This is a genomic window from Micromonospora arborensis (assembly GCF_003205615.1).
Taxonomy (GTDB): Bacteria; Actinomycetota; Actinomycetes; order Mycobacteriales; family Micromonosporaceae; genus Micromonospora; species Micromonospora arborensis.
This window is the reverse complement of record NZ_PYBV01000017.1, coordinates 33,938-56,984: the sequence shown is the minus strand read 5'-3', so window position 1 is coordinate 56,984 and position 23,047 is coordinate 33,938. Positions and strand designations below refer to the sequence as shown.

The following is a 23,047-nucleotide window of genomic DNA, read 5'->3' as shown; positions in this document are numbered from 1 at the left end:
CGTACCTGTCCCCGCCGATCCTTCCGATGATCTCACCGGAGAGGCCGGCCGGTTGTCACTTGGTCGGCTGGGCCCGCGAGGTGACGGTGATGGTGCCCGCGGCGATGTCCGCCTTGATCTTGTCGATCTCGGCCTTCAGCTCGGCCGGAACCTTGCCCTCGAAGTCGTGGTACGGGGCGAGCGAGACACCGTTGTTGGCCAGGGTGCCGACGAAGCCCGGCTTGGCCGGCAGCTTGTCGCCCGCGGCGGCCTTGACGACCGCCTCCTTGACGGCGTCCGGGATGTTCTTGACCACGGTGGTGACGATCGCGGAGCAGTCCGGGGTGCTCTCGCAGCCGTCGACGTCCACCCAGATGGTGCTGTACTTGCCACCCGACGCCTTGGCCGCGGCGGTGGTGCCGAGGCCGGAGCCGCCGGCGACCGGCATGATGATGTCCGCGCCCTGGGCGACCAGCGCGTCGGAGACCTTCTTGCCCTCGTCCTGCTTGGCGAAGTCGTTGGTGAAGGAGCCCTTCTGGGTCTGCTTGTTCCAACCGAGCGCCTGGACGTTCTTGCCCTTGGTCTGGTTGTAGTACGCCACGCCGTCGACGAAGCCGTCCATGAAGATGGTCACCGGCGGGATCGGCAGACCACCGTAGGTGCCCACCTTGCCGCTCTTGCTCATCCCGGCGGCCAGGTAGCCGGCCTGGAACGCGGCCTGGGCGGTGTCGAACTGCATCGGGTAGATGTTGTCCAGCTCGGAGTTGGAGTCGACGATGCCGAACTCCTGCTTCGGGTTCGCCGCCGCGATCTTCTTCGTGGCGTTGCCCATGAGGCCACCGACCGCCAGGATGAAGTTGCACTTCTGGTTGACGAACTGCGTCAGGTTCGGCTCGTAGTCGGCCTCGGCCTTCGACGCGACGAACTTGATGTCGATGTTGTCGTTGGCGGCCTTGGCCTCCTGCAGACCCTTCCAGGCCGAGGTGTTGAACGACTTGTCGTCGATGCCGCCGACGTCGGTCACCATGCAGGCGCTGAACTTCTTGGCGCCACTGCCGGCGTTGTTGTCATCCTTGGGGGCCTCGCCACAAGCGGCGGCGGTGAGCGCGAGCCCACCCACCGCGAAGATCGAGGCGATCCGCATCCCACGCACCGAGCGCAAGACGTCTCCTTCCCATTGCACACCGCGCCTAGTGCGGTGGCAGCCCATCAGCCGACCTGCGGTGTGCCGCCGGCTGTCCCACGTTACGGACGGGAGCGTACGCCCGCGCCCACCCACCGGCCGACAATCGTGCACGACTGTTGAGCGCCTGTTACCCGGGTGTAACCCTTGCGTGGGGCAAGTCACTCTTAGTGCTGGTAAGCGAGTCCCAGGGCGTCCGCAACGTCCGGTTTTTCGGGGCCGGTCCCTCCTCGGACGTTACCGCCAAAAGACCGCGACCGCCGCGTTGACCAGGGTCAGACCGACGATCGCGAGGAAATGACCGCGGTTTACCACGTCCCGCTTCCGGGAGAAGAAGACCATGACGAAGATCAGTAGCGCGATCACCAACTTCGTCACAAGTTTCGCCGGCGCCGGCTCGTCACCGTCGCGCAGCGGCGCGCTGAGCCCGATACCGGTCAGCAACTGGATCACCGCCCCCCAGAGCATGGCCGGGTTGACCCGCAGCCGGCCGCTGACGTACTGGGCGATCGAGCCGCCGAGCAGCAGGGCGAAGCCGATCAGATGGACATAGAGGAGGATCAGTCTCAACGCTTCCACGGGACACATCCTCCCCTATCAACGACACTTTGTAGTAGGGGGGCGCGCCGACCCGGCGCGCCCCCGCCCGACGAGCAGGCACCCGGCCTGCGGCCGGACCGATCAGGCCGCGGCCACCGCGGAGCGCTCGGCCGCCGCCGGACCGCCGACCACCGGCGCCGATCCGGCCCGCCGGGCGAGTAGCACCAGGAGCAGCCCTGCCACTGCGTACCCGGCGAGGATCGCCACCGCCTGCCCGGCACCGGCGCCATCGAAGAAGGCGGCGGAGCGCAGCGCGGTGCCGCCCGCGCCGACCGGCAGCCACTGCCCGATCTCGCCCCAGGGCTGCGGCAGCAGCTCGGGAGCGGCGGAGACAGCCGAGAGCGGGTTGCCAACCAGGAACACCAGCAGTGCGCCGAGCCCGATCCCCGGCCGGCCGAGCACCGCACCCAGCCCGGCGACGGTGGCCGCGGCGGCGAGCGCGAAGAGGCCGATCACGCCCCCCTCGGCGAGCCGGCTCCCGTCGATCACACCAAGCCAGTCGTGCAGCACGACAACGCCCGCCACCCCGGCGAGCACGGCGTAGGCCGCCAACCCGGCCAGCCGGGCGGTCCGCCCGCGCACGAGCAGGGTCAGCAGCGCACCGGCCAGCAGGCTGGTCATCGCGAACGGCAGGAAGCCGGCGGCGAATCCGGCGCCCCGGGGGTCGTCCGGATCGGCGGGGACCACCGACACCACCGGGACCGGCCGGCCGGCGGAGACCTGCCCGGCCGCCTCAGCGAGCAGTGCGGCGACCGTCGGGCTGGCGGCCGGCGCGGTATGCAGGGCCACACCGTCCGGGCCGGCGACGAAGGCGGCGTAGACCTCGCGGTCGCGCAGTGCCCGGTCGGCCGCTTCGGCGTCCGGCAGGGTGGTCACCACGAACGCGCCGGGCCGGGCCGCGGCGAGCCGGCCGGCCAGGTCCCCGGCCACGGGTGCCGGCCCGGCAACGGCGATCGGCAGGTCGCGGGGGGCGATGTTGGCCGCCGGAGCGGCGAAGAGTGGTACGAGCAGCGCCTGCACCGCCACCGCAAGGAGGGCGACCAGGAGGGCGAGCTGCAACGGCGAGCGGCTGCGGGTGGGTGACGGGGGCATGGCAATCTCCTAAAACGAACGCTCGTTCTTTTCTAGAAGAGTGCGCCGCGAGCCGGGGCTACGTCAAGAACGAGTGTTCGCTTTACACTGTGCGACGTGCCACGGGTCTCCGAAGAACACCGCACCGCCCGCCGCCGGCAGATCGTCGAGGCCGCCCGCCGGTGCTTCCTGCGGGAGGGCTTCCACCGCACCTCGATGCAGGACGTGATCACCGAGGCCGATCTCTCGGTGGGCGCGGTCTACCGCTACTTCCCGAGCAAGACCGACCTGATCAACGCGATCGCCGAGCAGGCGATCGGCGGTGCGGGTCAGGTGCTCACCGAGCTGACCCGGCAGGACCCGCCGCTGCCGCTGCTGGCGGTGCTCGACCGGATGCTGGCGTACATCGAGACCCAGCTCGACGAGGATGGTGCGCTGCGCATCGCGATCCAGGTCTGGGGCGAGTCGCAGCGCGACCCGGCACTGGCTGCCTTCGTCGCCGAGACGTACACGGGCCTCCGTGAGCACTTCACGGCCCTGGTCCGGCGGGCCCAGCGGTCCGGCGAACTCCCCGCCCACGCCGACCCGGACGCCACCGGGGCGGCGCTGTTCGGCCTGGTCCCGGGCTGGTACATCCAGCGCCTGCTGACCGGCGTCCCGGACCGCGCGACCTACCTGACCGGAGTGGCGGCCCTGCTCGGCGCGACCCCGCGATCGTCCTGAACCCCCGCGACGAACCTTCGCACCGACCAGCAGGGGCGCGAGCCCGAGCTCACCCCTCGCATGCTGCGAGGGCACTAGAAAGACCTTGCAGGTTATGGAAGGGCTTGCAGAGCACCCGGCAAGAACTTGCCGGTGGGCTAAAGTGCCGCTCATGCGCGCTCGACTGTCCGACATCGCCCAGCAGGCCGAGGTCAGCGAGGCCACGGTGTCGCGGGTGCTCAACGACCGCCCAGGCGTGGCTCCGGAGACCCGGCAGGCCGTCCTCACCGCCCTCGACGTGCTCGGCTACGAGCGCCCGGCCCGGCTGCGCAAGCGCAGCGCCGGCCTGGTCGGCCTGGTGGTGCCGGAGCTGGACAACCCGATCTTCCCCGCCTTCGCCCAGGTCATCGAGTCGACACTGGCGCAGAGCGGGTTCACTCCGGTGCTCTGCACCCAGACCGCCGGCGGCGTGACCGAGGACGAGTACGTCGAGATGCTGCTGGACCGGCAGGTCTCCGGGATCGTCTTCGTCTCCGGCCGGCACGCCGACACCGCCGCCAACCACGACCGCTACCGGGCGCTGCTCGCCCGACCGCTGCCGGTCGTGATGATCAACGGGTACGTGCCCGACATCGGCGCCCCCTTCGTCTCCTGTGACGACCGGGAGGCCGCCGAACTGGCGGTCGCCCACCTGGTCGCGCTCGGGCACCGGCGGATCGGCCTGATCACCGGCCCGGACCGGTTCGTTCCGGTGCAGCGCAAGGTGTCCGGCTGGCGCTCGGCGATGACTCGACTGGCCGGTGTCGCGCAGTCCGACCTGGGTCCACTGGCCGAGCTGTCGCTGTTCGGCGTGGAGGGTGGCGAGGCGGCGGCCGGCCGCCTGCTGGACCGCGGTGTCACCGGCGTGGTCTGCGGTTCCGACCTGATGGCGCTCGGCGCGATCCGGGCCGCCCGCCAACGCGGCCTCAGCGTGCCCGACGACCTCTCCGTGGTCGGCTACGACGACTCACCGCTGATGGCCTTCACCGACCCGCCGCTGACGACCATGCGGCAGCCGGTCACCGCGATGGCGGTGGCGGCCGTCCGGGCCCTGGTGGACGAGATCAACGGGTACGGGGCTCCGCACTCGGAGTACCTGTTCCGACCGGAGCTGGTGGTGCGCGGATCCACCGCCGTCGTCCCGACCACCGCACGATTGTCTTACGCAAGATCTGCTTGACTCTTGCAGCTCCCGGGCGGCATATTGCTCGGATGATCAGCACCGCCGGCCCACCCCACACCGACGACGACTGGTGGCGCTCCGCAGTCGTCTACCAGGTGTACGTCCGCAGCTTCGCCGACAGCGACGGCGACGGCACCGGTGACCTCCAGGGCATCCGGCACCGCCTGCCGTACCTGCGTGACCTCGGGGTGGACGCGCTCTGGCTGACGCCCTTCTACACCTCACCGATGGTCGACGGCGGGTACGACGTCGCCGACTACCGGGACGTCGATCCGATGTTCGGCACCCTCGCCGACTTCGACGCGATGATCACCGACGCGCACGCCCTCGGCCTGCGGATCATCATCGACCTGGTGCCCAACCACACCTCCAGCGCGCACCGCTGGTTCACCGCCGCCCTCGCCACCGGCCCCGGCTCGCCGGAGCGGGCCCGCTACCTCTTCGCCGAGGGTCAGGGCGCACACGGCGAGCTGCCCCCGAACGACTGGGAGAGCATCTTCGGCGGCCCAGCCTGGACCCGGATCGCGGACGGCCAGTGGTACCTGCACCTGTTCGACCCGGCCCAGCCGGACCTGAACTGGCGCCACCCGGAGGTCCGTGCCGAATTCGAGGACGTGCTGCGGTTCTGGCTGGACCGGGGCGTGGACGGATTCCGCATCGACGTGGCGCACGGCATGATCAAGGCCGACGGGCTGCCGGACGTGGGTTTCAGCACGATCACCACCGGCCAGCGTCAGGTCGAACTGCTCGGCAAGGGCCGGCTGCCCTACTTCGACCAGGACGAGGTGCACGAGATCTACCGCGCCTGGCGGCCCATCCTGGACAGCTACCCGGGCGGCCGGATGGCGGTCGCCGAGGCGTGGGCCGAGACGCCGCAGCGCCTGGCCCGCTACATCGGCCCGGACGAGCTGCACCAGGCGTTCAGCTTCGACTTTCTCGACGCCACCTGGTCGGCCGACTCGTTCCGCAAGGTGATCGACACGGCACTGGCCGAGGCGACAGTGGTCGGGGCCCCGACCACCTGGGTGCTGTCCAACCACGACAAACAGCGGCACGTCACCCGCTACGGCGACGGCGCCGAAGGGCTGCGCCGCGCCCGCGCCGCCAGCCTGCTGATGCTCGCCCTGCCCGGCTGCGCCTACCTCTACCAGGGCGAGGAGCTGGGCCTGCCCGAGGTCCTCGACCTCCCCGACGAGCTGCGCCAGGACCCGGCGTTCCTGCGCACCGGCGAGAGCCGCGACGGCTGCCGGGTGCCCATCCCGTGGAGCGGCGAGGTGGCCCCGTACGGCTTCGGGCCGGCCGGCAGCGAGTTGAGCTGGCTGCCCGCCCCGACGACCTGGCGTGCCCTGTCCGTCGCCGCGCAGACCGGCGTGCCCGGCTCCACGCTGGAGCTGTACCGGGCGGCGCTGCGGATCCGCCACGCGCACCCGGCGCTGGCCCTCGACGCCGACGGGGTCACCTGGTTGGAGAGCGGGCCGGGTGTGCTGGCCTTCTCCCGCACCGCGGGTGACACCACGCTGACCTGCGTGGTCAACCTCAGCGGCGCGCCGGTCCTGATCGACGGGTACGGTCAGCCGCTCGTCGCCAGCGATACGCTCACCGGGCAGGGCTCCGGCCATCTGCTGCCCGTTGACGCAGCCGCCTGGTTGGAACGGCACTGAACGGGTAACTCGTACTCGACCTGGTCGTTCGTCGTGCCCCGCGCCGGCGGGCGACTGGGCTACCGGCCCCTTGTGGTGGGGGGTGAGGTGGCACCGGCGCCACGCGGAGTCCGCTCCGCGCGGCGCCGGTGCTCGTCGGTGCCAGCCCGGTCCGTCACTTCGCGGTGAGCAGCGCCGCGATCCGGGTGAAGCCGGCGCGTACCTCGGCCTCGTCCGGTGGCTCGGCGGGCTCACCGTGACCCGCCTCGTCGGCGGCGGCGTCCAACTCCTCGTCGATCACGTCCTCGAAGTCGCCGTACAGGTCGGCGCCCTCGACCTGCCTCGCCTCGTCCTCGGCGGCGACCTGCGCCGCGGCGATCTCACTGCGGATCTCGTCGGCGGACAGCGCCGGCAGCAGCGGCTCCACCACCGCCATCAACTGCTCCTCGGCCACCACCGCCTCGGCCAGCGCCAACGCGTGCGGTCGCTCGTACGGCCCGCAGACCACCGGCTCCCACTCGTCGAGATCGCCGAGCGGGCCGAAAGTGATGATCCACGGCAGACCGAGGAGCGGCGAGTCGGCCGGCAGGTCCAGTGTCATGAGTGCGCCCACCGGCTCATCATGGTCCGCGAACGCGAGCGCCGACGCCTTTCGGCTCAGTTTCCGCCCGTCCGGCGCTCGATCGGCGGCCGGTCAGCCGGCCCGGACCGGTACCCTCCTCGGCTCAGTCGTGCCGGGTGGCGTCGAGGGCGGCGCGGACGAGGGCGACGGCACGGTCCGGGGCGACACCCAGCCGACGGGCCTCGGCGGCGTACTCGACGGCAACCCGGTGCAGCCGATCGACGGCGTCGTCCCGGCCGGGGGCGACGAAGGTGCCGTTGCGCCCCCGGGTCTCCAGCAGCCCGGCAGCCTCCAACTCCCGGTACGCCCGGGCCACCGTGTTCGCGGCCAGTCGCAGGTCGGCGGCGAGTTGACGGACGGTCGGCAGTCGACTGCCGACCGGCAACCGACCGTCGCCGATCAGCTCGGCGAGTTGTCCGCGCACCTGCTCGTACGGGGGCACCGACGAGTCCGGGTCGACCGAGATCAGCACCTACACACCTTCCGTCATCAGCTCGCACCGCCCGGCGTACCAGGATCGGTGTCCTCGTCGACCTCTCCCGGCGGCGTGGCGGCCTCCGCCAGGTCCACCACCCGCCCGTTCGTACTTGTCGCCAGGAGCGCCGCACCGAACAGCACCAGTTGGTTGAGCAGGTAGAGGTAGAGCAGCAGACCGACAGCGCCGGCCACCACCGTGTACGCCGGATTGCGCTCGGTGCGCACCACGTAGTACCGCCCGACCGTGTTGAGCAGCGTGATACCGATCGCCACCAGCAGCACCACCGGGCGCAGCCGGGACCGGCTCATCCGCAGCCGGGGCACCGCGAGGAGCAACGCGGTGGCGAGCACCGCGTTGATCAGCACGCTGAGCACCGCGCTGATCGTGGTCAGACCGACCGACCCGGTGCTACGCAGCAGGAAACGCAGCAGCGACTCCAACGCGTCCACCGCCGCCACCGAGACGCCGAGCAGCACGAAGACACCGATCATCACGCCCAGGTCGACCAGCCGCCGCACCACCAGGTTTCCCGGCTGCTGGTTGAGTTGGTACATCAACCGCTGCGACGACCGGATCGCCTCCACCCACCCGATCCCGGTGAAGACCAGGATGACCAGGCCGACCACGCCGACCGTGCCGCTGGAGTTCGCGATCTGCTCGGCGTCCAGGAACGGCAGGTTCTCCTTCAGGAAGTCGGCCGCCGCCGCACTGACCTCGTCGTTGTCCTCGAGAATCGCGCCGAAGACGGAGAACGCCACCAGGGCGAGGGCGAACACCGCGAAGAAGCCGTAGTAGGCGATCGCGGCGGCCAGCCGCCCGGCCAGCACCTCGGCGTACAACGCGCCGGCCCGCCACACGTGATCGAAGAGCCGCGACCGGCGGCGCGCGGCGCTCACCCAGCGGTCGATGCCCGCTTCGATCCGGCCGATCACGTTCACGCGATCATCCTCGCCGATCTCCCACCGCCGTAGTGGCAACCGGCTCCCGATACTCACCGGCCGGCGCGTCGCCGACGGTTCAGTCGCCGAGGCGGAAGTCCCGACGCGGCTGCCACCGGGCCTGCCCGCTGTGCGAGAAGAGCGTGAACGCCTCGACCTCGAACATCGCGGAGAAGTCGGCCAGATCCTCGTACACCTTGTCCAGGGCCTCCGGTGCCACGTCCTGCGCCACGGTGACGTGCGGATGGTACGGGAAGCGGAGCTCACGGTGCAGGCCTGGCGCCGCGGCGATGGCGGCGGCCAGCAACTCACACTCGCTGATCCCGGCGGCCACCGCGACGAACACCACCTGCGTGACCGGGCGGAACGTGCCGGTGCCCCGCAGGTGCAGGGCGAACGGCAGGTGCGCGGCGGCGACGGCGGCCAGGTGCCGCTCGACGGCGGCCAGGTTGGCCGTCCGGATCTCGGTGGGCCCGAGCAACGTCACGTGCGCGGGCACCGCCAGCGGGTCGCCGGCCTCGACCCGCCGCCGGGTGAGCTGGGCACCCCACGGCTCGGGGATGTCCACCGCGATGCCGATCTGGATGGTGTCGCCGGTCGGCTGCACCCCGCCACTGCGATCCACGCCTCGCGCCGCCCCTCCGGCCACCGCCCTGTCCACCTGTTCCGCGGAGCTACTCGCCGCGCACGGGCGGGAAGAACCCGACCCGCTCGTACGCGGACCGCAAGGTCGCCGCGGCCACCGCGCGGGCCTTCTCCGCGCCGCTGGCGAGCAACTTGTCCAGTTGCGCCGGGTCGTCGAGGTAGGCGCGGGTCCGCTCCTGGATCGGGCGGACGAACTCCGCCACCACCTCGGCCAGCTCCTTCTTCAGGTCGCCGTAGCCGCGGCCCGCGTACGCGGCCACCAACTCGTCGATGCTGCGGCCGCTGAGCGCCGAGTGGATGGTCAGCAGGTTGGACACACCGGGCTTGGTCTCGGCATCGAAGACGATCTCCCGACCGGTGTCGGTCACCGCGGAGCGGATCTTCTTCGCGGACCGGGCCGGATCTTCCAACAGGTCGATGATGCCGGCCGGCGAGGACGACGACTTGGACATCTTCGCCGTCGGGTCCTGCAGGTCGGTGATCTTCGCGGTGTCCTTGACGATGTGCGGCGCGGGCACCGTGAACGTCGGGCCGAACAGCGAGTTGAACCGCTGGGCCAGATCCCGGGAGAGCTCCAGGTGCTGGCGCTGGTCCTCACCGACCGGCACCGCGTTGGCCTGGTAGAGCAGGATGTCGGCGGCCTGCAGGACCGGGTAGGTGAACAGCCCGACGCTCGCCCGCTCGTTGCCCTGCTTCTGCGACTTGTCCTTGAACTGGGTCATCCGGCTGGCCTCGCCGAAGCCGGTGATGCAGCCGAGCACCCAGGCCAACTGCGGGTGCTCGGGCACCTGCGACTGCACGAACAGGGTGCTGCGTTCCGGGTCGAGCCCGACCGCGAAGAGTTGGGCGGCGGCCACCCGCGTCCGTTGGCGCAACAGCGCCGGGTCGTGCCCCGCGGTGATGGCGTGCAGGTCCACCACGCAGTAGAAGGCGTCATGGGTGTCCTGCAGCGCCACCCAGTGCCGCACCGCGCCCAGATAGTTGCCGAGATGGAACGAGTCGGCCGTCGGCTGGATTCCGGAGAAGACGCGGGGGCGGGCGGGAACGTCGGACATGGCGATAATTCTGTCAGCAAGCAACCGGGTCCGTCATGACGGGCCGGCGGGTCGGCCGCGGCCCGCCGGTGTCGGGGTGCTGACCTCGGGTGCTTCGTCCGCGCCGACCCGGCGCGTCGGGTTGGTTGCGACCCGGCGGTGCTGCTCGGGCACTCGAACGGCGGAGACCGCGAGCCGGGCCACCCGGCGGCCGTCCAACGCGAGCACTCGCAGCAGCCAGCCACCCGGCGGGTCGACCGTGTCGGGCGTGCCGACGTCGGCGGGCTCACCGGGCACCGGCACCTCGTCGCCGGTCACCGGGAGCCGGCCCAGCGCGGCCATCACGAACCCGCCGACCGTCTCGTACGGCCCGGCGGGGAGCACCACCCCGGTCCGTTCGGCGAAGTCAGCGAGGTTGAGGCGGCCGTCCACCACGGCCGGCAGGCCGGCGTGCACCGGGTCCGGGGTCGCGTCGTACTCGTCGTGGATCTCGCCGATCAACTCCTCGATGAGGTCCTCCAGGGTGACGATGCCGGCGGTTCCGCCGTACTCGTCGACCACCACCGCCAGGTGCTGGCCCTCCCGGCGCATCTCGGTCAGCGCGGGTAGCACCCGTTTGCTGCCGGGGAGTCGCTTCACCTCCCGGGCCAACTCGCCGACGCTGACGCACGGATCGGTGTCCGGGCGCAGCAGCACGTCACGGAGGTGCACGAAGCCGACGACGTCGTCGTGGGTGCCGTCGGTGACCGGGTAGCGGGTGTGCGTTTCGGCGCGTACCAGTCGGGCGGCCTCGGCGATGGTCAGTCGCGCCGGGAGGAAGACCACCTCGGTGCGCGGCATCATCACCTCGCGGATCAGGCTGGCACCGGCTACCAGGACCTCGTCGATGATGCGCCGCTCGTCCGGGTCGAGCACCGTGTTCGCCGCGACCAGGTCCCGCAGCTCGGCCTCGGAGATGCGCTCCCGACCGGCCGCCGGGCCGGTCCCGAGCAGGTCGGTGACGAGTCGGGTGGCACCGTCCGCGGCGCGCACCAGCACCCGGGCGACGGCCCGGGCGAGCGGACCGGGGTCGCGGCGGGGCCGCACCCGCACGCGTCGCCGGAGCCCGGTACGGGCCGCTTCCCGCATGACAGAGATGGTAGACACCGTTGGCTCACCACACCGGGGATCACGCGGACGGACCGCAGATGTTCGGCTCTGTTTAATCATGAGAGATTATGATGAAATGACGATGGCGGTGGCGTCGGCGAGGGTGCCGGCCACCGCCTTAGGGTGATCACCGAACGGCCACGTCCCGGGCGGGCCAGGCAGGAGGCAACGACGTGAAACTGCTCGTCACCGGGGGCGCCGGCTTCATCGGCAGCGTGGTGACCCGAATGCTGCTCGACGCCGGCCACCAGGTGGTCGTCCTGGACGACCTGCGCACCGGCCACCGGGAGGCGCTCGCCCCGGACGCGACCCACGTCGAGGCGCCCATCCACGGCGCCGCCCGCATCCTCACCCCGGACGCCGGCTTCGACGGGGTGCTGCACTTCGCCGCTCTGATCGCCGCCGGTGAGTCGATGGTCAAGCCGGAGCTGTACTGGCAGACCAACACCGTCGGCACGCTCGCCCTGATCGACGCCGTCCGCGCCGCCGGGGTGCCGCGAATGGTCTTCTCCTCCACCGCCGCCGTCTACGGCAACCCCACCGAGCTGCCCATCACCGAGACCGCGGTCAAGGCACCCACCAACACGTACGGCGCCACCAAGCTCGCCGTCGACATGGCGCTCACCTCCGAGACGATCGCGCACGGGCTGGCCGCCGTGTCGCTGCGCTACTTCAACGTGGCGGGCGCCCACCTCGACGGCGACGTCGCGCTCGGCGAACGGCACGACCCGGAGACACACCTGATCCCGATCGCCCTGGAGGTCGCCGCCGGCCGGCGGGACAAACTCCAGCTCTTCGGCGACGACTACCCCACCGTGGACGGCACCTGCGTCCGCGACTACATCCACGTCGCCGACCTGGCCCGGGCGCACCTGCTGGCACTGGACGCCGCCACCGGCGGCCAACACCGGATCTACAACCTGGGCAACGGCAACGGCTTCACCAACCGTCAGGTCGCCGACGTGGTCCGCGAGGTCACCGGGCACCAACTGCCCGTCGAGGTGGCGCCGCGCCGTGAGGGCGACCCGGCCGAGCTGGTGGCCTCCTCCGCACTGGCCCGCGACGAGTTGGGCTGGGTGCCGCAGAAGCCGACACTGCACGACATGGTCGGCGACGCGTGGGCCTTCTACCGCACGCACATCCTGGAGAAGAAGTCATGACCCGTTCCACCGGAGACGTCGCCGAGCGTGCCGCCGCCGGCTTCGCCGAGCAGTTCGGCAACCAGGCCGCCGGCCGGTGGGCGGCTCCCGGCCGGGTCAACCTGATCGGCGAGCACACCGACTACAACGAAGGGTTCGTGCTGCCCTTCGCGCTGCCGATGCGTACGGTCGTCGCCGCCGACCGGCAGGACGGCGAGCAGTGGACGGCCTGGTCCGAGCTCTCCGACGAGACGATCACCTTCGGGGCGGACGACGTTGCCGAGGCGGGTCGGGTGACCGGCTGGGGCGCGTACGTCGCCGGGGTGGTGTGGGCGCTCCGCGAGGCAGGTCATCCGGTTCCGGGCGCCCGGATGGCGATCGCCTCCGACGTGCCGCTGGGCTCCGGGCTCTCCTCCTCGGCCGCGCTGGAGGCGGCCGTGCTGGCCGCCCTGCTCGACCTGGGTGGGCTGGAGCTGTCCCCGGAACTGCAGCCCCGCCTGGCGCAGCGGGCGGAGAACGTCTACGTTGGCGCACCGACCGGCATCATGGACCAGTCCGCGGTGATCCGCTGCCGCGCCGGGCACGCCCTCTTCCTGGACTGCCGCGACGAGTCGGTCGAGCAGATCCCGTTCGACCTGGACGCCGCCGGGCTGGCTGTGCTGGTCGTCGACAGCCGGGCACCGCACCGGCACGCCGACGGTGAGTACGCTGCCCGCCGCCGCTCCTGTGAGGCCGGCGCCAGCGCGCTCGGCGTTGCCGCCCTGCGGGACGTGGGCGTCGACCAGCTCGACGACGCGCTCGCGAAGCTCGACGACGAGGAGACCCGGCGACGGGTCCGGCACGTGGTCACCGAGGACCAGCGGGTGCTCGACACGGTGGCGCTGCTCCGCGCCGCCCGGGTCCGCGACATCGGCCCGCTGCTCACCGCGTCGCACGTCTCGATGCGCGACGACTTCGAGATCACCGTGCCGGAGATCGACACCGCGGTCGAGGCGGCGCTGGCGGCCGGCGCGCTCGGTGCCCGGATGACCGGCGGAGGCTTCGGCGGCTGCGTCCTCGCCCTGGTCGAGGTCGACCGCGCCGACGCGGTCGCCGCCGCGGTCACCGCCGCGTACGCCGAACGCGGCTTCACCGCCCCCGGCACCGTGACAGTCCTCCCAGCCCCCGGAGCAACCCGCCTGAACTAACCCCCAAGGCGTTGTGTGAGGGCGACCGTCGGCGAGGCATGGGCTTGATCGCTGGACATCCCTTTGTGGGTGGCGAGGGTGTTCGGGGCTTTGCTCTGCTTCAACAGAGGCAACACTCGGTGTCCGGATATCGGACGCGCGGTGTTGCCTCCGCTGAAGCAGAGCAAAGGCGGCGATGCGTAGGTGCCGACCCCCCGCCCGACGTTCGGGTCAGCTGGCTTCGACGATCATGGCGGCGCCGACCGTGCGGTTGGTGGCCTCGTCGATGATGACGAAGCCTCCGGTGGTGCGGTTACGGCGGTATTCGTCGGCGAGCAGCGGCACGGTCGTCCGCAGCCGCACCCGGCCGATCTCGTTGAGCCGCAGCTCGTCGGCCGACTCGTCGCGGTGCAGCGAGTTGATGTCCAACCGGTAGTGCAACCCGCGCACGATCGCCCGCGCCGAACGGGTGGTGTGCTTGATCGCGTACCGGCCGCCGACCCGCAGTGGGGCGGTCTCGTCCATCCAGCAGACCATCGCCTCGATGTCCTGGGCCACCGCCGGTGCGTTGTTCGGCCGGCAGATCAGGTCACCCCGCGAAATGTCGATCTCGTCGGCCAGTCGTACCGTCACCGACATCGGCGGGAACGCCTCCGGAACCGGCCCGTCGGCGGTCTCCACGGCGGCGATCCGGCTGGTGAAGCCGGACGGCAGCACCATCACCTCGTCACCCGGCTTGAGCACGCCGGAGGCGACCTGGCCGGCGTAGCCACGGTAGTCGGTGACCGTGGTCGACTGCGGACGGATCACGTACTGCACCGGGAACCGGACGTCGACCAGGTTTCGGTCACTCGCGATGTGCACCCGCTCCAGGTGGTGCAGCAGCGACGGGCCCTCGTACCAGGGCATGTTGTCCGATCGGGTGACGATGTTGTCGCCGCGCAACGCGGAGATCGGCACCACGGTCAGGTCCGGTACGTCGAGTTTCGCGGCGAACGCGGTGAACTCGTCGGCGATCCGCTCGTAGACCTCCTGCGACCAGTCCACCAGGTCCATCTTGTTGACACAGAGGACCAGATGCGGCACCCGCAGCAGGGAGCACAGGAACGCGTGCCGGCGGGACTGCTCGACCAGGCCCTTGCGCGCGTCCACCAGGATCAACGCCAGATCGGCGGTGGAGGCCCCGGTGACCATGTTGCGGGTGTACTGGATGTGCCCGGGGGTGTCGGCGATGATGAACTTGCGCCGCGGGGTGGCGAAGTACCGGTACGCCACGTCGATGGTGATGCCCTGTTCCCGCTCGGCCCGCAGGCCGTCGGTGAGCAACGCCAGGTCGGTGTACTCGTCACCGCGAGCCGCGCTGACCGCCTCCACCGCGGCCAACTGGTCGGTGAAGAGCGACTTGGTGTCGTAGAGCAACCGACCGATCAGGGTCGACTTCCCGTCGTCCACACTGCCGGCGGTGGCGAACCGCAGCAGGTCCATCGCCCGGGCCTCCGGCCCGGCCCCGGTAACAGCCCGGGCCTCCGCATTCGCGGACGCCACGATCTCGGTGCTCATCAGAAGTAGCCCTCCCGCTTGCGGTCCTCCATGGCGGCCTCACTGACCCGGTCGTCACCACGGGTCGCGCCGCGCTCGGTGATCCGGGTGGCCGCCACCTCCTCGATGACCTTCTCCACGGTGTCCGCGTCGGAACGGACGGCGGCGGTGCAGGACGCGTCGCCCACGGTGCGGTAGCGCACCTGCGCCTTGAACCGCTCCTCACCCGCGCGGGGACGGAAGAACTCGTTGACCGCGTAGAACATGCCGTCCCGTTCGATCACCTCGCGTTCGTGCGCGTAGTAGATCGCGGGCAGCGGAATGCGTTCCCGTGCGATGTAGTGCCAGACGTCCAGCTCGGTCCAGTTGGACAGCGGAAAGACCCGGATCGACTCGCCCGGGTGGTGCCGACCGTTGTACAGCGACCACAGCTCGGGTCGCTGGTTCTTCGGGTCCCACTGGCCGAACTCGTCGCGGAAGCTGAACATCCGCTCCTTCGCCCGAGCCTTCTCCTCGTCGCGTCGGGCGCCACCGAACAGCGCGTCGAAGCGGTGCTTCTCGACCGCGTCCAGCAGCACCGGCGTCTGGATCCGGTTGCGCATGCCGTCGCCGGACTCCCGGACCAGGCCGTTCGCCAGGGCCTCCGGCACGCTCGCCACCACGAGCTGCAACCCCAGCTCGGCGACCCGCTGGTCGCGGTATTCCAGGACCTCGGGGAAGTTGTGCCCGGTGTCGACGTGCATGACGGGGAAGGGGATGTTGGCCGGGGCGAACGCCTTCTGCGCCAGCCGCAGCATGACGATCGAATCCTTGCCGCCGGAGAAGAGCAGCACCGGGCGTTCCATCTCGGCGACCACCTCGCGCATCACGAAGATGCTCTCCGCCTCCAAGGCGGCCAGGTGGGAGACCCGGTATGCCGCCGGGGTGGTCATGACACCGGCTCGATTCGCTCGCTCATCCGATTTCCAGACCTTTCCGGTCGGACTTGTCAAGAAAGTGCGCTCAGGCTACCCGGAATGTCTCTGCAGCGCTGCAAGCAACCGGTTGGCGAGATCCTTGCGACAGACCAACAGGTCCGGCAGGCGTGGATCCGCCTCGTTGTATTTCAGCGCAGAACCATCGATCCGGGAAGCGTGCAGCCCGGTGGCCGTCGCCACAGCCACCGGGGCCGCCGAGTCCCACTCGTACTGCCCGCCGGCATGGATGTACGCGTCCACCTCGCCGGTGACCACCGCGGCGATCTTCGCGCCGGCCGAGCCCATCGGCACCAGATGCGCCCCGACGTCCTCGGCCAGGTCGGTCAGGAAGACGGGCGGGCGGCTCCGGCTCGCCGCCAGGCGGATCTTCCGCTCGCCGGCTGTCGCGGCCTCCACCGTCATCGGCGGGTACGCCGGCGGGTAGTCCGTGCCCAGCACCCGGTGTTGCGCCGGCAGCCCCACCGCCCCGGCGACCAGCCCGTGCGGGCTCGGCGCGTTACGCGCCCAGAGCGCCACGTGCACCGCCCAGTCCGAGCGGCCCTCCTCGGAGAACTCCCGGGTGCCGTCCAACGGGTCGATGATCCACACCCGGTCCGAGGTCAACCGCGACACCGCTCCGGTGTTCACCTCGGCCGCCCAGGCCAACCGCGAACCCTCGTCCTCCTCGGAGAGCACCGTGTCGCCCGGCCGCCACTTCGCCAACTCCGTGCGGATCAGGTCGTGCGACACCTTGTCCCCGGCCGACTTCAGCGCGCCGGTGTCCGCGAAACCCATCTCGGTGCGCAGGTCGAGCAGCGCTTGCCCGGCCCGGGACGCCAACCATCGGGCGAATGCGCCATCGATCATCGGAGGACTGGTCATCTGCCCGCTCCCGTCGCCTCGCCGCGACCCGTGACCGCACGGACCGATTCGCCGCGACCCGCGTCGCCGGTCACGGCACGCCGAAAGGCGCAGACTACCGGCCCACCGTTTCCGATCCGGTACGCCTCGCCCGGTCAGCGACGCTCGGGAAACCCCTCAACCGCCGTGGTAGAGGTTCTGCGTCGGCTCCACACCCTTGACGATCACCGACTCCACCACATCGGCCGCCCGGTCCACCAGGAAATCCAGTTCCTTGCGCTCAGCCGCGCCGAAATCCGACAGCACGTAGTCCGCCGGGTCCTGCCGCCCCGGCGGTCGGCCGACACCGAACCGGACCCGCGCGTAGTCCTTCGTGCCCAACGACTTCGACATCGACCGCAGGCCGTTGTGCCCGCCCTCGCCGCCGCCGAACTTGACCCGCACCTGGCCGAACCCGATGTCCAGCTCGTCATGCACCGCGATCACCTGCGTCGCCGGCACCTTGTAGAACTGCGCCAGCGCCGCCACCGGGCCGCCGGAGAGGTTCATGTACGTCAGTGGCTTGACCAGCACCAGCTTCGGCCCACCGAACCCCAGCCGCGCCTCGGCCACCTCGGCCACCGCCCGCTTGTGTCGCCCGAAGCGGGCACTCACCCGCCCGGCCAGCAGATCGGCCACCATGAAACCGACGTTGTGCCGGTTGCCGGCGTACTCCCGACCCGGGTTGCCCAGGCCGACCACCAGCCACGGCCCCGCCTCGTCCGTCACGACCCGTCCCTCCCGACGTCCATCCCACCCGATACGCCGACAGGCGCCCCCGAAAACTCGGGGACGCCTGCCGCACAGTACGAACCGATCAGGCCTCGGTGCGCGCCTCGGTGGTCTCGTCGCCCTCGGCGGCGTCCGCGCCCTCGGAGCCCTCGGTGGTCTCGCCAACCTCGGCCTCGGCCTCCTCGGTGGCCACCTCGACCTCGGGCAGCGTCGCCTCGAGCTGCTCGGCGGTGGGAGCGGCGGTCACCGAGGCGACGGTCAGCTCCGAGTCGGCGGCCAGCTCGACGCCGGACGGCAGCTCGACGTCGCCGGCGGTCACCAGGGTGCCCGCCTCCAGGCCCTCGATCGAGGCCTCGAGGTGGTCCGGAACCTTGGTGGCGTCGGCCGTCACCGAAAGGGTGTCGTGGTCGTGCACGATCAGCGTGTCCTTCGCGGCGTCGCCGGTCAGCTGAACCGGGACCTCGACGGTGACCTTCTCGCCACGACGAACCAGGATCAGGTCGACGTGCTCGAAGGTGTCCCGGATCGGGTCGCGCTGGATCGCCTTCGGCAGCGCCAGCACCTGGGTGCCGTCGGTGATGTCGATCGCGAAGAGCTGGTTGGCACCGCCCTTACGGATCGCCGCAGCGAACTCCCGCGACGGCAGCGCGATGTGCTTGGGCTTCTCGCCGTGGCCGTAAAGCACGGCGGGCACCTTGCCGGCCCGGCGGGTACGGCGGGCACCACCCTTGCCGAACTCGGTGCGGGGCTCGGCGCTGATCTTTACCTCGGACACGGGGAAACTCCTGATGCTTTTCGCTGCGGCGGCTTGTCGTCTGGCGGTGCTGGGGCGAGGGGCTCGCTGGGGCTCATGCGTCATGAACGACTGCCCGGAGCACCGCGTCGATGACGGTGCCTCCGTGCGGCGCTATTCAGCGGCCCGCCGGGCACCCTCGCCGTGGCAACCGCACCAGTCTACCCGAGCTGTTTCCAGGGTTTCCGGCAGTCCCCGATCACGGCTCCAGACCGGCGCGTCGGTGGTGCTCCCACCAGCGCGCCGGCCCCGTTTTCACAAGTTTGACAGCCCGTTCCCTCCGGCGTGCCAAATGGCGAAAACGGGGCTCACCGCAGCGCGGCTCAGCTCAGGCCACCGAAGAGGGTGGTCACCGAGCCGTCGTCGAAGACCTCCCGGATCGCTCGCGCCAGCAGCGGCGCGATCGACAACACGGTCAGCTTGTCCAACTGCTTCTCCGGGGGCAGCGGCAACGTGTTGGTCACCACGATCTCGCTGATCGAGCTGTTCTTCAACCGCTCGGTCGCCGGGTCCGACAGCAGCGCGTGGGTGGACGCGACCACGATCTCGGCCGCCCCCGACTCCTTGAGGATGTCCGCAGCCTTGGCGATCGTGCCGCCGGTGTCGATCATGTCGTCGACGATCAGACAGACCCGACCCTCCACCTCACCGACAACCCGGTTCGCGACGACCTGGTTCGGCTTCATCGGGTCACGGGTCTTGTGGATGAACGCGAGTGGGCAGCCGCCCAGCCGGTCGGTCCACCGCTCGGCCACCCGCACCCGGCCCGAATCCGGCGCCACCACGGTCATCGGCCGGCCGGCGTACTTGTGCTCCACGTACTCGGCCAGGATGTCCATCGCGAAGAGGTGATCCACCGGGCCGTCGAAGAAGCCCTGGATCTGCGCGGTGTGCAGGTCGACGGTGAGGATGCGGTTCGCTCCGGCCGTCTTCAACAGGTCCGCCACCAGGCGGGCCGAGATCGGCTCCCGACCCCGGTGCTTCTTGTCCTGCCGCGCGTACGGGTAGAACGGCAGCACCACGGTGATCCGCTTGGCCGACCCCCGCTTCAGCGCGTCCACCATGATCAGGGTCTCCATGACCCAGGTGTTCACCCCGTGCGTGACGGACTGCACCACGAAGGCGTCCGAACCACGCACCGAGTCCTTGAAACGTACGAAGATCTCGCCGTTGGCGAACTCGTACGCGTCGGCGGGCGTCGGCGCGACGCCGAGCACCTCGCCGATCTCCTTGGCCAACTCCGGAAAGCCACGTCCGGAAAAGAGCATCAGGCTTTTGCGGTTTTCCGCGACGATGCTGCCCATGGGCCCGTCTGCTCCCGTTATGTCGGCGGTACCCGACCCGGTGGTGGTGGGTCAGGGACTATTCGGTTGCAGTATCTCCCGTGCCGGATGCGCCGCCCACCGTCTCGGCCACCCCGTGCATTGCCTCACTGTCGCTTGCGGCTCCGGTCACCTCCGACGCACCCTCGGCACCGCGCTGCGCACGCTCGGCCGCCGCCGCGGAGACCGTCCCGGGTCGCTTGCGCGCCACCCAGCCCTCGATGTTGCGCTGCGGCGCGCGAGTCACGCCGAGCGCGCCCGGCGGCACGTCCTGAGCGATCGCGCTGCCCGCCGCCACGTACGCCCCGGCGCCCACCTCGACCGGCGCGATCAGGCTCGTGTCGCAGCCGACGAACGCACCCTCGCCCACGACCGTCCGGTGCTTGTTCACCCCGTCGTAGTTCACGAAGATCGTCGCCGCGCCGATGTTGGCCTTCGCGCCGATCGTCGCGTCGCCCACGTACGTCAGGTGCGGCACCTTCGCGCCCGGGCCGATCTCGGAGTTCTTCACCTCGACGAACGTGCCGACCTTGGACTTGTCGGACAGCCGCGCGGCCGGCCGCAGGTACGCGTACGGCCCGACGCTGGCGCCCGCGCCGACCTCGGCGCTGACGGCGTGGCTGCGGACCACCGACGCGTCGGGGCCGACGATCGTGTCGATCAGCGTGACGTCCGGACCGATCTGTGCGCCCGCGCCGACCACCGTGCCGCCGCGCAGCTGGGTGTTCTGGTCGATCACGGCGTCGCGGTCCAGTGCCACCGTCACGTCGATCCAGGTGGTCACCGGGTCCAGCAGGCTCACGCCGGTGCGCATCCACGCCTCGTTGACCCGGTCGCGCAGCAGCCGACGCAGCGTCGCCAGCTCCACCCGGTCGTTGCAACCCAGCGTCTCGGTGTGGTCGACGGCAACGTGCACCGCCACCGGCTCGCCGGCGGAGCGGAGTAGCCCGAAGACGTCGGTCAGGTACTCCTCGCCCTGGTCGTTGTCGGTGGAGAGCTTGCTCAGCGCCTCGCGCAACCGCACCGCGTCGAACGCGTAGATGCCGGCGTTGATCTCACGGATCGCGCGCTGCGCGGCGTCGGCGTCGCGCTCCTCGACGATCTGCTCCAGCCGGCCGTCAGCGTCCCGGACGATCCGCCCGAGCCCGGTCGGGTCGGGCACCTCGGCGGCCAGCACGGTGGCCGCCGCGGCGGCCTCCTCGTGTGCGGTCACCAACGCGCCCACCGTCTCGGGTCGCAGCAGTGGCACGTCCCCATTGATCACCACGACCGTGCCGGCGCCGTCCGGGACGGCCTCCAGCGCGATCCGCACGGCGTGCCCGGTGCCGAGCTGCTCGGCCTGGAGCACGGGCGTGGCGTCCGGGGCGACCTCGGTCAGGTGCCCCCGGACCTGGTCGGCGCCGTGCCCCACCACGACGACGGTGCGGTCCGCGGCCAGCGGCGCGGCGGCGCTCAGCACGTGACCGAGCAGCGTCCGACCGAGCAGGGGGTGCAGCACCTTGGGCAGTGTCGACTTCATCCGCTTGCCCTCACCGGCGGCGAGCACGACGACGGTACGGAGGTGGGGCTGGGGCACGACGTGGCTCCCGTCGGGACGGCGGACACTCTCGCGGCCATGCTAGCCGCGGCGTCCGGCGCGATCCCCTGTTACCCCCACCGGACCCTAAAACGGACGTAGGTGGGCAGCTCGGCCGCCAGGGTTCGAACCTGAAATACGGGTACCAAAGACCCGGGTGTTGCCAATTACACCACGGCCGATCAACGATGCGAGCAGGTCGCATCAGGGGGGATGTGCATCCCGCGCTACACCTTAGCGCCCCGCCCGCCGGACGCCATCGTTCATCCCGCCCCACCCGGTCGAGCCGCGACCCCGCGTACTCCCGCGCGTCGTTGCGAGCCGTGCCTGCACCGCCGGAATCCGCCCCGGCCCATCCACCGACAGTACTGTCCTGACCTGCGGTTTTGGGCGGCTACGCGAGGGTCATTCAAAAGTTCCCCGTGCGATCTACGGTGCCGTAAGTTACGGTGACGTAGGCGTAGCTTCGTGATCGCAATCGTCCCCCTGCGAGGTCCCATGTCCACTGCCCTGCTCGATCCCAACCCCGCCGGCACCGGCCCCAAACCACTCACCGACGGCAGCCAGTCCCCCGGCATCCTGGCCGCCCTCTGGGGTTTCGTGGTGATCCCCTTCGTCGCCCTGCTGATCGCCGTTCCGGTGGCCTGGGGTGGCTGGCTGGGCTGGACCGACGTGGTCATCGGCCTGGTCTGGTACGTCGTCTCCGGACTCGGCATCACCGTCGGCTTCCACCGCTACTTCACGCACGGCTCGTTCAAGGCCAAGCGGTGGCTGCGGGTGACGCTGGCGGTGGCGGGCTCGCTGGCCGTGCAGGGCGAGATCATCCAGTGGGTCGCCGACCACCGGCGGCACCACGCCTTCTCCGACCTGGAGGGTGACCCGCACTCGCCGTGGCGCTTCGGCACCAGCTTCTGGGCGTTGACCCGGGGCCTGTTCCACGCCCACGTGGGCTGGCTGTTCCGCCGGGAGCTGTCCAACCGCGAGCGTTTCGCGCCGGATCTCATCGCCGACCGGGACATCAGCCGGGTCGATCGGCTCTTTCCGGCGATGGTGGCCATCTCCCTGCTCGGCCCGGCGCTGATCGGCGGCCTGGTGTCCTGGTCCTGGCAGGGCGCGCTGACCGCGTTCTTCTGGGCGGGGCTGGTCCGAATCGGCCTGCTGCACCACGTCACCTGGGCGATCAACTCGGTCTGCCACGTCTACGGCGAGCGTCCCTTCGCTATGCGCCAGGGCGACCGCGCGTCAAACTTCTGGCCGCTGGCGATCCTGTCGTTCGGCGAGAGCTGGCACAACCTGCACCACGCCGACCCCACCAGCGCCCGGCACGGCGTGCTGCGCGGCCAGGTGGACATCTCCGCCCGCGTGATCTGGTTGTTCGAGAAGGCCGGCGCGGCGACGCAGGTGCGCTGGCCGAAGCCCGAACGACTCGCCGCCAAACTGGTGAAGCCGGTCGCACCCCGGTAAAACCGGGCGGTACACCGGGAGGCCGCCTGGCAGGATGTCCGGATGATCGAGCCACGCGGGGGGACCGGACGGCTCGACACACGGGGGAGCCGGGCCCGATCCGGGTACGGTCGGACGGCGTGGCAGGGTGGTCGGACCGCCCGCCAGTGAGGCGACGACGTGAACGGGCACAGCGGAAGCACCATTCCACGGCAGGG

The 23,047-nt window shown here is 70.8% G+C and carries 22 protein-coding genes and 1 tRNA gene; 6 read left to right on the top strand and 17 right to left on the bottom strand.

Translation table 11 applies throughout. The features are described 5' to 3' along the window. Positions 1-55: 55 nt before the first annotated feature. The 3 genes from C7C45_RS14835 to C7C45_RS14825 form a co-directional block, all read right to left on the bottom strand. Positions 56-1,123, bottom strand: coding sequence for a BMP family lipoprotein (locus C7C45_RS14835; protein ID WP_110564248.1), 1,068 nt, complete (start codon positions 1,121-1,123; stop codon positions 56-58). 276 nt (positions 1,124-1,399) lie between these two features. Beyond that, on the bottom strand, positions 1,400-1,741 hold the full coding sequence (locus C7C45_RS14830; protein ID WP_110564247.1) for a hypothetical protein: 342 nt from the start codon (positions 1,739-1,741) through the stop codon (positions 1,400-1,402). Between the two features lie 102 nt (positions 1,742-1,843). Beyond that, positions 1,844-2,854, bottom strand: a complete 1,011-nt coding sequence (locus tag C7C45_RS14825; protein WP_208641171.1) for a hypothetical protein — start codon at positions 2,852-2,854, stop codon at positions 1,844-1,846. Between the two features lie 96 nt (positions 2,855-2,950). On the opposite strand from C7C45_RS14825, the gene C7C45_RS14820 reads away from it, so the two are divergent. The 3 genes from C7C45_RS14820 (at position 2,951) to C7C45_RS14810 (ending at position 6,418) form a co-directional block, all read left to right on the top strand. Continuing rightward, entirely contained in the window at positions 2,951-3,556 is a 606-nt protein-coding gene (locus C7C45_RS14820) for a TetR/AcrR family transcriptional regulator (protein ID WP_208641170.1), read from the top strand. A 151-nt stretch (positions 3,557-3,707) separates the two neighbouring features. Then, positions 3,708-4,754 carry a LacI family DNA-binding transcriptional regulator gene (locus C7C45_RS14815; RefSeq protein ID WP_110564245.1) on the top strand — a complete coding sequence of 349 codons (1,047 nt, stop codon included), beginning with the start codon at positions 3,708-3,710 and terminating at the stop codon, positions 4,752-4,754. A gap of 32 nt (positions 4,755-4,786) precedes the next feature. Then, entirely contained in the window at positions 4,787-6,418 is a 1,632-nt protein-coding gene (locus C7C45_RS14810; RefSeq protein ID WP_110564244.1) for a glycoside hydrolase family 13 protein, read from the top strand. A 154-nt stretch (positions 6,419-6,572) separates the two neighbouring features. Here the strand turns inward: C7C45_RS14810 and C7C45_RS14805 are convergent, their stop codons facing one another. The 6 genes from C7C45_RS14805 to C7C45_RS14780 form a co-directional block, all read right to left on the bottom strand. Further along, positions 6,573-7,010: a hypothetical protein gene (locus C7C45_RS14805; RefSeq protein WP_091394593.1), complete on the bottom strand. Its 438-nt coding sequence runs from the start codon at positions 7,008-7,010 to the stop codon at positions 6,573-6,575. Positions 7,011-7,122: 112 nt separating this feature from the next. Continuing rightward, complete coding sequence (locus tag C7C45_RS14800) at positions 7,123-7,491, bottom strand: GntR family transcriptional regulator (protein ID WP_167454723.1); 369 nt, start codon at positions 7,489-7,491, stop codon at positions 7,123-7,125. A gap of 17 nt (positions 7,492-7,508) precedes the next feature. Next, positions 7,509-8,435: a YihY/virulence factor BrkB family protein gene (locus tag C7C45_RS14795; protein ID WP_110564243.1), complete on the bottom strand. Its 927-nt coding sequence runs from the start codon at positions 8,433-8,435 to the stop codon at positions 7,509-7,511. 79 nt (positions 8,436-8,514) lie between these two features. Further along, positions 8,515-9,096, bottom strand: coding sequence for a 2'-5' RNA ligase family protein (locus tag C7C45_RS14790; RefSeq protein WP_110564242.1), 582 nt, complete (start codon positions 9,094-9,096; stop codon positions 8,515-8,517). Positions 9,097-9,109: 13 nt separating this feature from the next. After that, positions 9,110-10,135 carry a tryptophan--tRNA ligase gene (gene trpS, locus C7C45_RS14785; protein WP_110564241.1) on the bottom strand — a complete coding sequence of 342 codons (1,026 nt, stop codon included), beginning with the start codon at positions 10,133-10,135 and terminating at the stop codon, positions 9,110-9,112. 33 nt (positions 10,136-10,168) lie between these two features. Further along, positions 10,169-11,242, bottom strand: a complete 1,074-nt coding sequence (locus tag C7C45_RS14780; RefSeq protein ID WP_110564240.1) for a hemolysin family protein — start codon at positions 11,240-11,242, stop codon at positions 10,169-10,171. A 194-nt stretch (positions 11,243-11,436) separates the two neighbouring features. On the opposite strand from C7C45_RS14780, the gene galE reads away from it, so the two are divergent. Together galE and galK are read left to right on the top strand one after the other, a co-directional pair. Then, a complete protein-coding gene (gene galE, locus C7C45_RS14775; protein WP_110564239.1) occupies positions 11,437-12,423 on the top strand; it encodes a UDP-glucose 4-epimerase GalE in 987 nt (328 codons plus the stop codon). Beyond that, positions 12,420-13,589 carry a galactokinase gene (gene galK / locus C7C45_RS14770; protein ID WP_110564238.1) on the top strand — a complete coding sequence of 390 codons (1,170 nt, stop codon included), beginning with the start codon at positions 12,420-12,422 and terminating at the stop codon, positions 13,587-13,589. Before galE ends, galK begins: the two co-directional genes overlap by 4 nt. A gap of 210 nt (positions 13,590-13,799) precedes the next feature. Here the strand turns inward: galK and C7C45_RS14765 are convergent, their stop codons facing one another. The 8 genes from C7C45_RS14765 to C7C45_RS14730 all read right to left on the bottom strand — a co-directional run bounded on the left by C7C45_RS14765 (position 13,800) and on the right by C7C45_RS14730 (position 21,568). Further along, positions 13,800-15,128, bottom strand: coding sequence for a sulfate adenylyltransferase subunit 1 (locus C7C45_RS14765; protein ID WP_110564237.1), 1,329 nt, complete (start codon positions 15,126-15,128; stop codon positions 13,800-13,802). Then, the gene (cysD, locus tag C7C45_RS14760; protein WP_110564236.1) at positions 15,128-16,039 is read right to left on the bottom strand and encodes a sulfate adenylyltransferase subunit CysD; all 912 of its coding nucleotides are present in this window, start codon (positions 16,037-16,039) and stop codon (positions 15,128-15,130) included. The genes C7C45_RS14765 and cysD overlap by 1 nt, the downstream gene beginning before the upstream one ends. A gap of 75 nt (positions 16,040-16,114) precedes the next feature. After that, a complete protein-coding gene (locus C7C45_RS14755) occupies positions 16,115-16,945 on the bottom strand; it encodes an inositol monophosphatase family protein (RefSeq protein ID WP_110564235.1) in 831 nt (276 codons plus the stop codon). A gap of 156 nt (positions 16,946-17,101) precedes the next feature. Beyond that, positions 17,102-17,692: an aminoacyl-tRNA hydrolase gene (pth, locus tag C7C45_RS14750; RefSeq protein ID WP_110564234.1), complete on the bottom strand. Its 591-nt coding sequence runs from the start codon at positions 17,690-17,692 to the stop codon at positions 17,102-17,104. Between the two features lie 88 nt (positions 17,693-17,780). Then, positions 17,781-18,470: a 50S ribosomal protein L25/general stress protein Ctc gene (locus C7C45_RS14745; RefSeq protein WP_110564233.1), complete on the bottom strand. Its 690-nt coding sequence runs from the start codon at positions 18,468-18,470 to the stop codon at positions 17,781-17,783. Positions 18,471-18,811: 341 nt separating this feature from the next. Then, a complete protein-coding gene (locus C7C45_RS14740) occupies positions 18,812-19,792 on the bottom strand; it encodes a ribose-phosphate diphosphokinase (RefSeq protein ID WP_030329105.1) in 981 nt (326 codons plus the stop codon). Between the two features lie 58 nt (positions 19,793-19,850). After that, positions 19,851-21,386, bottom strand: coding sequence for a bifunctional UDP-N-acetylglucosamine diphosphorylase/glucosamine-1-phosphate N-acetyltransferase GlmU (gene glmU, locus C7C45_RS14735; RefSeq protein WP_110564232.1), 1,536 nt, complete (start codon positions 21,384-21,386; stop codon positions 19,851-19,853). Positions 21,387-21,496: 110 nt separating this feature from the next. Next, positions 21,497-21,568, bottom strand: a tRNA-Gln gene (locus C7C45_RS14730). Positions 21,569-21,884: 316 nt separating this feature from the next. Here C7C45_RS14730 and C7C45_RS14725 point away from each other — a divergent pair. Next, the gene (locus C7C45_RS14725; RefSeq protein WP_110564231.1) at positions 21,885-22,850 is read left to right on the top strand and encodes an acyl-CoA desaturase; all 966 of its coding nucleotides are present in this window, start codon (positions 21,885-21,887) and stop codon (positions 22,848-22,850) included. Positions 22,851-23,047 lie beyond the last annotated feature (197 nt).

Excerpts from the sequence above, each read along its gene's own strand:
- C7C45_RS14740 (WP_030329105.1), bottom strand. The coding sequence starts at position 19,792 with ATGGGCAGCATCGTCGCGGAAAACCGCAAAAGCCTGATGCTCTTTTCC.
- C7C45_RS14725 (WP_110564231.1), top strand. The coding sequence starts at position 21,885 with ATGTCCACTGCCCTGCTCGATCCCAACCCCGCCGGCACCGGCCCCAAA.
- C7C45_RS14815 (WP_110564245.1), top strand. The coding sequence starts at position 3,708 with ATGCGCGCTCGACTGTCCGACATCGCCCAGCAGGCCGAGGTCAGCGAG.
- galK (WP_110564238.1), top strand. The coding sequence starts at position 12,420 with ATGACCCGTTCCACCGGAGACGTCGCCGAGCGTGCCGCCGCCGGCTTC.
- trpS (WP_110564241.1), bottom strand. The coding sequence starts at position 10,135 with ATGTCCGACGTTCCCGCCCGCCCCCGCGTCTTCTCCGGAATCCAGCCG.
- C7C45_RS14825 (WP_208641171.1), bottom strand. The coding sequence starts at position 2,854 with ATGCCCCCGTCACCCACCCGCAGCCGCTCGCCGTTGCAGCTCGCCCTC.
- cysD (WP_110564236.1), bottom strand. The coding sequence starts at position 16,039 with ATGACCACCCCGGCGGCATACCGGGTCTCCCACCTGGCCGCCTTGGAG.
- C7C45_RS14765 (WP_110564237.1), bottom strand. The coding sequence starts at position 15,128 with ATGAGCACCGAGATCGTGGCGTCCGCGAATGCGGAGGCCCGGGCTGTT.
- C7C45_RS14835 (WP_110564248.1), bottom strand. The coding sequence starts at position 1,123 with ATGCGGATCGCCTCGATCTTCGCGGTGGGTGGGCTCGCGCTCACCGCC.
- C7C45_RS14810 (WP_110564244.1), top strand. The coding sequence starts at position 4,787 with ATGATCAGCACCGCCGGCCCACCCCACACCGACGACGACTGGTGGCGC.
- C7C45_RS14755 (WP_110564235.1), bottom strand. The coding sequence starts at position 16,945 with ATGACCAGTCCTCCGATGATCGATGGCGCATTCGCCCGATGGTTGGCG.
- C7C45_RS14780 (WP_110564240.1), bottom strand. The coding sequence starts at position 11,242 with ATGCGGGAAGCGGCCCGTACCGGGCTCCGGCGACGCGTGCGGGTGCGG.